This window comes from Longimicrobiaceae bacterium, assembly GCA_035936415.1.
In the GTDB taxonomy this organism is placed as follows: domain Bacteria; phylum Gemmatimonadota; class Gemmatimonadetes; order Longimicrobiales; family Longimicrobiaceae; genus JAFAYN01.
The window spans coordinates 1-11,074 of sequence record DASYWD010000406.1 but is presented as its reverse complement, the minus strand read 5'-3'; the positions used below and the strand labels follow the sequence as shown (position 1 = coordinate 11,074).

11 protein-coding genes are annotated in these 11,074 nt (G+C 73.9%); all 11 read left to right on the top strand.

Translation table 11 applies throughout. From position 1 onward, the window contains the following. On the top strand, positions 1-1,048 hold a 1,048-nt coding region (locus tag VGR37_16565; protein HEV2149021.1), incomplete at its 5' end, for a hypothetical protein. Between the two features lie 67 nt (positions 1,049-1,115). After that, entirely contained in the window at positions 1,116-2,003 is an 888-nt protein-coding gene (locus VGR37_16560) for a YicC/YloC family endoribonuclease (protein ID HEV2149020.1), read from the top strand. Further along, entirely contained in the window at positions 2,000-2,704 is a 705-nt protein-coding gene (gene gmk, locus VGR37_16555) for a guanylate kinase (GenBank protein ID HEV2149019.1), read from the top strand. The genes VGR37_16560 and gmk overlap by 4 nt, the downstream gene beginning before the upstream one ends. After that, positions 2,701-2,940, top strand: a complete 240-nt coding sequence (gene rpoZ, locus VGR37_16550) for a DNA-directed RNA polymerase subunit omega (protein HEV2149018.1) — start codon at positions 2,701-2,703, stop codon at positions 2,938-2,940. Before gmk ends, rpoZ begins: the two co-directional genes overlap by 4 nt. A gap of 77 nt (positions 2,941-3,017) precedes the next feature. Continuing rightward, the gene (gene coaBC, locus VGR37_16545; GenBank protein HEV2149017.1) at positions 3,018-4,253 is read left to right on the top strand and encodes a bifunctional phosphopantothenoylcysteine decarboxylase/phosphopantothenate--cysteine ligase CoaBC; all 1,236 of its coding nucleotides are present in this window, start codon (positions 3,018-3,020) and stop codon (positions 4,251-4,253) included. Then, positions 4,250-5,032, top strand: a complete 783-nt coding sequence (locus tag VGR37_16540) for a uracil-DNA glycosylase (GenBank protein ID HEV2149016.1) — start codon at positions 4,250-4,252, stop codon at positions 5,030-5,032. The genes coaBC and VGR37_16540 overlap by 4 nt, the downstream gene beginning before the upstream one ends. A 60-nt stretch (positions 5,033-5,092) precedes the next feature. Then, entirely contained in the window at positions 5,093-7,990 is a 2,898-nt protein-coding gene (gene dnaB, locus VGR37_16535; GenBank protein ID HEV2149015.1) for a replicative DNA helicase, read from the top strand. Between the two features lie 92 nt (positions 7,991-8,082). Beyond that, complete coding sequence (gene radA / locus VGR37_16530) at positions 8,083-9,468, top strand: DNA repair protein RadA (GenBank protein HEV2149014.1); 1,386 nt, start codon at positions 8,083-8,085, stop codon at positions 9,466-9,468. After that, the gene (gene ispD / locus VGR37_16525) at positions 9,440-10,150 is read left to right on the top strand and encodes a 2-C-methyl-D-erythritol 4-phosphate cytidylyltransferase (protein HEV2149013.1); all 711 of its coding nucleotides are present in this window, start codon (positions 9,440-9,442) and stop codon (positions 10,148-10,150) included. The genes radA and ispD overlap by 29 nt, the downstream gene beginning before the upstream one ends. 61 nt (positions 10,151-10,211) lie before the next feature. After that, positions 10,212-10,718, top strand: coding sequence for a low molecular weight protein arginine phosphatase (locus VGR37_16520; GenBank protein ID HEV2149012.1), 507 nt, complete (start codon positions 10,212-10,214; stop codon positions 10,716-10,718). Next, positions 10,715-11,074: hypothetical protein (locus VGR37_16515; protein ID HEV2149011.1), on the top strand; the 360-nt coding region annotated here is incomplete at its 3' end. The genes VGR37_16520 and VGR37_16515, both read left to right, overlap by 4 nt.

Genomic DNA, 11,074 nt, shown 5'->3' with positions numbered 1-11,074 from the left:
CGCCCCCGCGGCGGGGCTGACTGTGGACGCCATGGCCGGCCGCAACTGGCGCGCCCCCGCCGACGCGGACCGCTTCCCGGCGCGCATGGAGGCCGACCAGGCCGCGCTCCGCGCGCTGCTGCGGGGCGGCTTCGGGTGGCTGGAGGGGACCGCGCGGCTGCGCCGCGTCGAGGAGGGCGACGCCTTCCCCGTCCCCACGTCCGAGCTCGCGGTGCGCGCCGGGCTCCAGCCGACGGCCTTCCTGGAGGCGCAGGGGAGCGCACGAACCTCCACGGTGGGCGGGGAGGCCCGGACGGAGCTGCAGGCGAGCGTGCGGGTGGGTCCCGCCACCGGCCTGTCGCTCTTCGGCTCGGTGGCGGCGGGGACGCGCGGGGTGGGGGTGCTCACCGGCGACTCGGTGGTGACGTTCGTCAGGCAGATCCCCCTGCGCCTGCAGGCGGACACCTTCCCGCTCTTCGAGACGGTGGCGCCCACCCTCTCCGGCGTTCGCGCCGGGGCCCGGTGGAGCCGCCCGGGAGCGATCGCGGGCGCGTCGCTGGTGCGGCTGGACGCGGACCTCGCCGCGCCGTTCGGGCTGCGGCTGGACGACGTGCTGGGGCGGGCCACGGCCGCGGAGGCGTCCACCGGGATCGAGTCGTACGTCTCCCTCCCCCTCTTCCGGCCCTGGCTGCGGCTGGACGGGTGGTACATCCGCTGGGCGGACACCGGCGGGCGCCCCTACCTCCCCGAAGAGGAAGGGCGCGCGGCGCTGGAGTTCCACGACCTGTTCTACACCGGGAACCTGGAGCCCACCATCCGCCTGGAGGTGGTGCGGCGCGGCTCCGCGCTGGTCCCGCAGCCGCGCGACAGGCGCGACGTGGTTCCGCCGCCGCTCTCCAGCACGCCCTACACGCTGTTGAACGCGTTCGTGCAGATCCGGGTGATCGACGTGCGGGCGTTCCTGCTGGTGGAGAACCTGTTCGACCTTCGCGGCGCGGCCGACCTCCCGGGGAACCCGCTCCCCGGCGCCCGCGCCGTGTACGGCATCCGGTGGCACTTCCGCAACTGAGCGGGGGCCCCGGCACGTTGACTTGTCCCGGCGCCCCGGGTAACTTCGGAGCCTGCACGGAGGGGTGATGATTCGGAGCATGACGGGGTACGGAGACGCGGAGCGGGCGGTCCCCGCGGGGCGGCTCCGGGTGGAGGTGAGGACGGTCAACCACCGGTACTTCCACACCACCTTCCGCATTCCTTCCGCGCTGGCGCGCTGGGAGGGCGACCTGCGGGAGTGGCTGCGGACGGCGATCTCGCGCGGCCACGCGAGCTGCACGGTGCGGATCGACCGCGAGGGCGCCGCGCCGGGGAGCGTCCGGCTGGACGAGGAGCGGGTCGCCGCGTACCTGGCCGCCTTCCGCCAGCTCGGCGACCACTTCGGCGTCCCCGGCGCGCCCTCGCTGGACCTCCTGGCGCGGTACAACGACATCCTGGTCCGCGACGCGCCCGAGGAGCCGGAGGTGGAGGTCTCCGTGGACGACCTCCGCGCCGCCGTGGAGGATGCGGCCCGCGCCAACGTGAGGATGCGGGAGGACGAGGGGCGCCGGCTGCACGCCGACCTGGAGGAGCGCCTGGCCGCGATGGAGGCGGCGCTGGCCGCGATCCGCGAGCGCGCCCCGCAGCGGCTCCTCGCCGAGCGCGACCGGCTGCGCGAGGCGGTGCGGGAGCTGGCCGGCGGGGTGGGGGTGGACGAGGACCGGCTGGCGCAGGAGGTCGCCTACCTGGCGGAGCGCTGGGACGTCAACGAGGAGCTAGTCCGCTTCGACTCGCACCTGGCGCTCTTCCGCGACCTGCTCGCGTCGGAGTCGGCGGAGCCGGTGGGGAAGCGCCTCGCCTTCCTGGTGCAGGAGATGCACCGCGAGGCGAACACCATCGGCTCCAAGGCCAACGACGCGGCGATCGCGCACGGGGTGGTCGCCATCAAGGACGAGATCGAGCGGCTGCGCGAGCAGGTGGAGAACGTCGAGTGACGCAGGGGCGCCGCGGCCCCGCGAGCCGCACCTTCCCGGTGATCCTTTCCGCGCCGTCGGGGGGCGGGAAGACCACCATCGCGAGGATGCTGGGGGCGCGCCGCGACGACATCGCCTTTTCGGTCTCCGCCACGACCCGCGCGCCGCGGCACTACGAGGAGGATGGGCGCGACTACTGGTTCGTCCCGGAGGAGGAGTTCCTCCGGATGGTGTACGAGGGGGAGCTGGTGGAGTGGGCCCGGGTGCACGGGAACCTGTACGGCACCCCGCTCGCCAACCTGGACCGCGCGGTGCAGGCGGGGAAGTACCTGGTCCTGGACATCGACGTGCAGGGCGCGCGGCAGGTCCGGTCGCGCGTGCCGGAGGCGGTCCTGATCTTCATCCTCCCCCCGTCCGGGAGCGTCCTCGCCGACCGGCTCCTGGGGCGCGGGAGCGAGGACCACGAGGCCATGCGCCGCCGGCTGTCCAACGCGGGGGACGAGATCGGGACCGCGTCGGAGTTCGACTACGTGATCACCAACGAGGACCTGGAAGCCACGGTGGACGCGGTGGAGGCGATCCTCGCCGCCGAGTCGCGCCGGGGCTCCCGGATCCCCGGGCTCGCGGACGAGATCGCCCGTCTCCGCGGCGAGGTGGCCGCCTTGCTGGCGGCCGACGCCGCGGGCCAACCAGAAACATCCGAGCAGGAGAGCGATAGATGAGGGTAGTCACCCCCGGCGCCGCCGCGCGCACCACCGGCAGCAAGTACCTCGGCGTCCTGGTCGCCGCCAAGTACGCCCGCAACCTGAACGAGCTGCGGCGCGGCGAGATGATGGAGGACCCCACCGTAAGCGGCACGGAGCCGCGCGAGAAGCTGACCACGATCTCCCTGGAGGAAGTCGCGGCCGGCACGGTGGATTTCCACCTTACCCAGCGCGTCCGCCCCGACGCTCTCTAGCAGGACCGGGATGCCGCGCACCCTCGCCCGGCGGGGGAGGCCGCATCCCGCCCCTTCTCCCGTTTCCCGTTAGCCGCATGGCCGACGCGCGCCGCGAGCGGCGCCCCTTCGCGGGGCGCCGCGTGCTCCTTGGGGTCACCGGTGGCATCGCGGCGTACAAGGCGATCACCGTCGCGCGGGAGCTGACCCTCGCGGGGGCCGCGGTGGACGTGGTGTTCACCGGGAACGCCCTGGAGTTCGTCCGCCCCCTCTCCTTCGAGGCCGTCACCGGGCGGCCGTCGCACACCACGCCCTACGTCGAGGGGGACCCCCTCGCGCACATCCGCCTGGCGCGCGACGCCGGGGCGGTGGTCGTCGCCCCCGCCACGGCCGGCTTCCTCGCCCGCGCCGCAGCCGGGATGGCGGACGACCTGCTCACCTCCATCCTCCTGGCCACGGAGGCGCCCGTCGTCCTCTGCCCGGCGATGAACGACCGGATGTACGCCCACCCCCAGACGCAGGCGAACCTCCGCCACCTGGCGGAGATCGGCTACCGCATCGCCGGCCCGGCGGTGGGGCCGCTCGCCTGGGGGGAGGGGGAGGGTCCGGGGCGCCTGATCGAGCCCGAGCAGGTGGTCGCCCACGTGGGCCGCGCGCTGGAGGGCCGCACCCCGCTGGCCGGGCGGCGCGTCGTGGTGACCGCGGGCCCCACGCGCGAGCCGGTCGACCCGGTGCGGTACGTGGGGAACCGCTCTTCGGGCCGCATGGGGTACGAGCTCGCGGCGGCGGCGTGGCGGCGCGGGGCGGAGGTGGTGCTGGTCTCCGGCCCCACGCACCTCGCGCCCCCCGAGGGGGTGGAGCTGCGCCGCGTGGAGACGGCGGAGGAGATGCACGAGGCAGTCGCCGGGGCGCTCCCGGGCGCCGACGCGCTGGTGATGGCCGCCGCGGTGGCGGACTTCCGCCCCGCCGCCCCCGCGGCGGAGAAGATCAAGAAAGGAGAGGGGGGCGCGCCGGAGATCCGCCTGGAGCGCACGCCCGACGTCCTCGCCTCCACCCGCGACCTGCGGCCGGAGGGGTGCGTGGTGGTGGGCTTCGCGCTGGAGACGACCGATCCGGTGCGCAACGGGCGCCGCAAGCTGGAGGGGAAGGGGCTCGACCTGCTGGTGCTGAACGATGCCACCGAGCCCGGCGCCGGCTTCGAGGTGGAGACCAACCGCGTCACCTTCCTCCTCCCCGGCGGGGCCGACGAGCCGCTGCCGCTGATGCACAAGGGTGAGGTGGCGGACCAGATCCTGGACCGCGTGGAAGCGATCCTGGCGGGGCGGGCGCGATGAGCGGCGACGCGCGGGAGCTGCTGCAGGCCTACCTCCGGCAGCGCGCCGAGCTCGGCGAGACGGAGGTGGTGCTCGACGGGCTGGGGGCCGCGGAGCTGCGCGCCCTCTACGCGCGGGCCCCGCAGGCGCCGGCGGCCCCCCCTGCGCGTCCGGCCGTGGGGGAGCCCGCCATGCGGCCGTCGCCGGACGCGCCGGCCGTCGGAGCCGCCGCGGAGGAGCTCCTTCGCCTTCCCACGCTGGACGCGCTGCGCGAGGTGGCGCTGGGGTGCCCCCGCTGCCGGCTCGCCGAGACCCGCGGTCACGTGGTGTTCGGGGAAGGGAGCCCGGACGCGGACGTGCTGGTGGTGGGGGAGGCGCCGGGCGCGGAGGAGGACCGCACCGGCCGTCCTTTCGTGGGAAGGGCGGGGCAGCTCCTCACGGTGCTCCTGGCGTCCGTTGGGCTCTCCCGCGAGGAGGTCTACGTCTGCAACGTGCTCAAGTGCCGCCCGCCGGGGAACCGCAACCCGCAGGCGGACGAGGTGGAGGCGTGCTCGCCCTACCTCCTCCGGCAGGTGGAGCTGGTGAAGCCGCGCGTGGTCGCCGCCTTCGGGGCCTTCGCCGCGCAGACGCTCCTGGGGACCACCACCCCCGTCGGGAAGCTGCGGGGGCGGGTCCACGACTTCCGCGGCGTGCCGCTGGTGGCGACGTACCACCCGGCGGCGCTGCTTCGCTCCTCCGCCTGGGTCCGCCCTACGTGGGAGGACCTCCAGCGGCTCCGCGCCGTGCTGGACCGCGTCTGAACGCATCCCGGGCCACCCGGCCCTTCGTCGTAGAGCAGGACCGCAGCCCCAGGAGTCCCCATGCAGTCCATCCCCGCCCTCGCCAGGGTGGCGCCCCCCGCGCCGGGCGCCTTCGCCGACCGTGCCCCCCCGTACTCCGCCGAGGCGGAGATGTCCGTGCTGGGGGGGATGCTCATCGACGCGGAGGCGATCGTCAAGGCGATCGAGACCATCGACGACACCATGTTCTACCGGGAGGGGAACCGCCGCCTCTACCGGTCGATGGTGCGCCTGTGGGAGCGGGGGGAGGTGATCGACGCGATCACGCTTTCCGAGGAGCTGAAGAACAGCGGCGACCTGGAGGCGGTGGGCGGGATGGCCTACGTCGCCCAGCTGCTGGACGCCGTCCCCACCGCGGCCAACATCGAGTACCACTGCCGGATCGTCCGTGAGAAGGCGATCCTGCGGCGCCTGATCGAGGCGGCCACCGCCATCATCCAGGAGACCTTCGCCAACCAGGGGGAGATCGAGGAGGTCCTGGACCGGGCGGAGCAGAAGATCTTCCAGATCGCCCAGACGCACGAGCGGAAGGGGTTCGTCTGGATCAAGGAGATCCTCTGGCCGACCTTCGAGAAGATCGAGCAGCTCCAGAACAACAACTCCTCCATCACCGGCGTCCCCACCGGCTTCCACGACCTGGACGAGATGACCGCCGGCTTCCAGTCCGGCGACCTGATCATCGTGGCGGCCAGGCCGTCGATGGGGAAGTGCCTGGCGCACGACTCGGAGATCGTGCTGGAGGACGGGAGCCTCGCCGCCATCGAGGAGGTGTACCGCCGGCGCGCGGCCCGGCTGCTCACGCTGGACGAGCGGCTGAAGCTCCGCATCACCGAGCCGAGCGCCTTCGTGGACGACGGCCAGAAGCCCGTCTTCCGCGTCACCACGCGCCTGGGCCGTACCGTGGAAGCGACGGCGCCGCACCCGTTCCTCACCGTCGGGGGGTGGAAGCGGCTGGAGGAGCTGTCGGTGGGGGTGCGCATCGCGGTCCCGCGCCGGATCGACGTCTTCGGCGGGGAGCCGATGCGCGAGTGCGAGGTCAAGCTGCTCGCCTACCTGATCGGCGACGGCTGCCTGACCGACTCCACGCCGGAGTTCACCAGCGCGGATGCCTGCCTCCGGGCGGAGTTCGCGGAGGCGGTCGCGGCGTTCGGGGGGGTCTCCACGCGCGAGGACGATTCGCGCGGGACGCGCGTGCCGACCGTGTACGTGCGGCGGGACGCGGAGTTCACCCGGTCGGAGCGGGCGGCGTTCGCCGGCCGGCTGGAGACCGCGCTCGCCGGCTCGGGACGGTCCGCGCGCCAGGTGGCGCTCGCCGCGGGCGTGACCCCCGCGTCGGTGTCCCACTGGTCGTCCGGCGCCAGCGTACCCGGCGCGGAGCGCTTCGGCGCCCTGTGCGAAGCGCTGGCGGTCGAGCCGGAAGCGCTAGCGCCCGGCGGCGTCGAGGCGTTCCGGAAGAGCGAGCGCAACGCGCTGACCGTCTGGCTGGACGAGCTGGGCCTGTGGGGCAAGGGCGCGGCCGCCAAGCGGGTCCCCTCGCCCGTCTTCCGTCTCCCGCGCGGGCAGGTCGCGCTCTTCCTGAACCGCCTCTTTGCCACCGACGGCTGGGCGACGCTCCTGGCGAGCGGACAGGCGCAGATCGGCTATTCGACGGTCAGCGAGCGGCTGGCCCGCGACGTCCAGCACCTGCTGCTGCGCTTCGGCGTCATCGCCTCGCTCCGCCGACGCTCGGTGAAGTACCGCGACGGGCGCCGCACCGCCTGGCAGCTGGATGTGACGGACGCACGGTCGATCCGCGCCTTCGCCGCCGAGATCGGCATCTTCGGCAAGGAAGCGGCGCTCCAGCGGGTGGTGGAGGCGGTGGAACGGAAGCGGTACCAGACCAACCGGGACCTGATCCCGGTGGAAGCCTGGGAGCGGATCGCCGCCGCGAAGGGCGCCGAGTCGTGGGCCTCGCTCGCGCGCCGGGCCGGGATCCGCGGTGCGTCCAACGTACACGTGGGCAAGCGGGCCATCTCTCGCGCCCGGATGCTGGCGTTCGCCGACGCGCTGGACGACGGGGAGCTTCGTGACCTGGCGGAGAGCGACGTCTACTGGGACGAGATCGTCTCCATCGAGCCAATGGGCCGCAAGCAGGTCTACGACCTGACGATCCCGGAGACGCACAACTTCGTCGCCAACGACGTCTACGTCCACAACACCGCGTTCACGCTGAACATCGCCCAGCACGCGGCCATTGCGGCCCAGAAGCCGGTCGCCTTCTTCTCGCTGGAAATGAGCAAGGAGTCGCTGGTGCAGCGAGTCCTCTGCGCCGAGGCGCGGGTGGACGCGGGGCGGCTCCGGCGCGGGCGGCTCTCCGACGACGACTACGGGCGGCTGGCGACGGCGGCGGGGTACCTCAACACGGCGCCGATCTACATCGACGACACGGCGGGGATCTCGGTGCTGGAGATGCGCGCCAAGGCGCGGCGCCTCAAGTCCGACCGGCCGGACCTGGCGATGATCATCGTGGACTACCTCCAGCTCATGACGAGCGGCGGGAACGTGGAGAACCGCCAGCAGGAGGTGTCGGAGATCTCCCGGAGCCTGAAGGCGCTCGCCAAGGAGCTGGAGCTCCCGGTGGTGGCGCTCTCGCAGCTTTCCCGCGCCGTGGAGTCGCGCCCGGACAAGCGGCCGATGATGTCGGACCTTCGTGAATCGGGCGCCATCGAGCAGGACGCGGACGTCATCATGTTCCTGTACCGGCCGGAGTACTACTACGGGCCGGTGGACAAGGACGGCAACTCCCTGGAAGGGCGCGCCGAGGTCATCATCGGCAAGCAGCGCAACGGCGCGGTCGGCATGGTGCCGCTGATGTTCCTCAAGGAGTTCACGCGCTTCGAGAACTTCTCCGGGCGGATGGACGGGCCGCCGCCGGAGTGATTCCGCGCCCATTCGGCCGTCCGTTTTCCGCGCACGCGCGGCGCTCTCCGGTGTATGAAAACACCTGATCCTGCACCGGGAGAGTGAGCGAGATGGCGAAGACGAAGACGGCGTTCTTCTGCACGGAGTGCGGGAACGAGACGGCGCGGTGGCAGGGGCAGTGCCCCGGCTGCCGGGAGTGGAACACGCTGGTGGAGGCGCCGCACGCGCCCGCGGCGAAGGGCGCGCGGCGGGCGTCCGGAGGGCCGGTGTCCGCGGCGCGCGGGGGCGGGAGCGCGGCGCCGCTGCGCCTGCGCGAGGTGGAGGGGACGGAGGGGAAGCGCTGGACCACGGGGCTGGGCGAGTTCGACTTCGTGCTGGGCGGGGGGATCGTGCCGGGGTCGGTGGTGCTCGTGGGCGGCGAGCCGGGGATCGGGAAGTCCACGATCCTCCTGCAGGTGGCGGCCCGGCTGGAGGCCGAGGGGCGGCGCACGCTCTACGTCTCCGGCGAGGAGTCCGCGCTCCAGGTGCGCCTCCGCGCCGACCGGCTGGAGGGCTCCGCGGGCGAGGTGAGCCTCCTCGCCGAGACGGAGCTGGAGACGGTGCTCCTCCGCGCGGCGGAGAGCGCCCCAGACGTGCTCCTGGTGGACTCCATCCAGACGGTCTACACCCCCGACCTGGAGGGAGCGCCCGGGAACGTGGGACAGGTCCGCGAGTGCGCGGCACGGCTGCAGCGCTTCGCGAAGCAGACCGGGACCGCGGTGTTCCTGGTGGGGCACGTCACCAAGGGCGGGGGGATCGCCGGGCCCAAGACGCTGGAGCACATCGTGGACACGGTGCTCTACTTCGAGGGCACGGGCGGGCTGGACAACCGGGTGCTGCGCGCTACCAAGAACCGCTTCGGCGGGGTGGACGAGATCGGCGTCTTCCGCATGACCGCGGAGGGGCTGGCCCCGGTCGCCAACCCCTCCGAGCTGTTCATGGGCGAGCGCTCCCGCGGGACCTCCGGCTCCGCGGTGGTCTCCACCATGGAGGGGACGCGGCCGCTCCTGGTGGAGATCCAGGCCCTCGCCACCAAGGCGTCGTACGGGGCGCCGCAGCGGGTGAGCACCGGCTTCGACCCCAAGCGCCTCGCCCTCCTCCTGGCGGTGATGGAGAAGCGCGCCGGCCTCGCCTTTGGGCAGCTCGACGTGTTCCTCAACGTGGTGGGGGGGATCCGCCTGGCGGAGACGGCGGGAGACGCGGCGGTGGCGGTCGCGCTCGCCTCCAGCGTCTACGACCGACCGGTCCCGTCGGACGCGGTGTTCATCGGCGAGCTGGGGCTGGGCGGGGAGGTGCGGCCGGTGGGGCAGGTGGAGCGGCGGCTGGCGGAGGCGGCGCGGATGGGGTTCCGGACCGCGCACCTCTCGCCCCGCGCCGTGCCGGCCAAGCTCCCGAAGGGGATCCGGGTGGTGGAGACGGAGGACGTCCGTGCGCTCCTCGACGCCGCCTTCGGCTGAGCCCGGGCCCCGCGCCGCGGCGGTGGTCGTGGCGGGCGGCTCCGGGCGGCGGATGGGGGGCGCCGTCCGCAAGCAGTACATGGAAGTGGCCGGCGAGCCGATCCTTCTCCGTGCGGTGCGCGCGTTCGTCCGGCACCCCGGCATCGGCGCCGTGGTCGTCGTCCTCCCGCCCGACGACGCCGCGAGCCCCCCAGCGTGGCTCGCGGAGCTGGGCGTCACCGTCGTGGCGGGGGGCGAGGAGCGCGGCGATTCCGTGTGGAACGGGCTGGCCGCCACCGCCGAGGACGTGGAGGTCGTGCTGGTGCACGACGGCGCGCGTCCCTTCGTCACGGCGGAGACGATCGACCGGGTGCTGGAGGGGGCCCGCTCCGGCGCGGTTCTGGCGGCGCTCCCGGTGACGGACACGCTGAAGGAGGTGCGGGAGGACGGGACCGTGGCGGCGACCCCCGACCGCGCGCGCTTCTGGCAGGCGCAGACGCCGCAGGGCTTTCCGCGCGCCGTCCTCCTGGAGGCGCACCGCCGCGCCCGCGCCGAGGGCGTCCGCGCCACGGACGACGCCGCCCTCTGCGAGCGCTACGGGATCCCGGTGCGGGTGGTGGAGGGCGCCCCCGACAACCTCAAGGTGACGAGACCCGCCGACCTCCCGGTGGCGGAGGCGCTGGCCCGCCGCTTGCCGCATTGATGGTGCTTCGCCGGCCGGCTCGCCCCGCGGACGCAGCCGCCCACCCGCCCCCGATGCTCCCATGACCGAACAACCGGCAACGGAAGTCCCGCGCACGACGACCTACAACCTGGTCTTCGTCTGCACCGGGAACACCTGCCGCTCGCCCCTGGCCGCGGCCCTCGCGCGCCGCGAGCTGGAGCGGCGCGGATGGCAGCACGTGGAGGTGGCCTCCGCGGGGCTCTCCGCAGAGGAGGGGTACCCCGCCTCCCGCCACGCGCTCACCGTGGCGGAGCGTCACGGGCTGGACCTTTCCGGGCACCGCTCGCGCCCCCTCACCCCCGGGATGGTGGACTGGGCGGACCTGGTGCTGGCGATGTCTCCCTCGCACGTGTACGCCCTGGAGCGCGGCGGGGCGGGGGCGAAGGTGGCGCTGCTGGGCGACTTCGCCGGAGGCGGCCCGGGCGAGGGCGCGGCCGTCCGCGACCCGTTCGGCGCCGACGAGGAGGCCTACGAGGCCACCTTCCGCGAGCTGGAGCCCCTGGTGAGGGCCGTCTTCGACCGTCTCGCCCCCATCCTGCATCCGTGACTCCCGGTCCCTCCGCGGCAACCCGCCTGGTCGCCCTCCTCGGCAGCCCGGTCTCGCACTCCCTTTCTCCCACGCTCCAGAACGCCGCCTTCCGCGCCGCGGGGGTGGACGCCGTGTACGTGGCGCTGCAGTGCGGCAGCGGGGAGCTCCCGGGGCTCCTCCGCGGCATCGCGCGCGCGGGCGGCGCCGGGAACGTGACGGTGCCGCACAAGGAGGCCTCCGCGCTGCTGCTGGAGCGCCGCACCGGCGCGGTGGAGCGCACGGGGGCGTGCAACTGCTTCTGGCTGGAGGAGGGCCAGGTGTGCGGCGACAACACCGACGTCGCGGGGTTCGCGGGGGCGGCCAAGGCGCTGCTC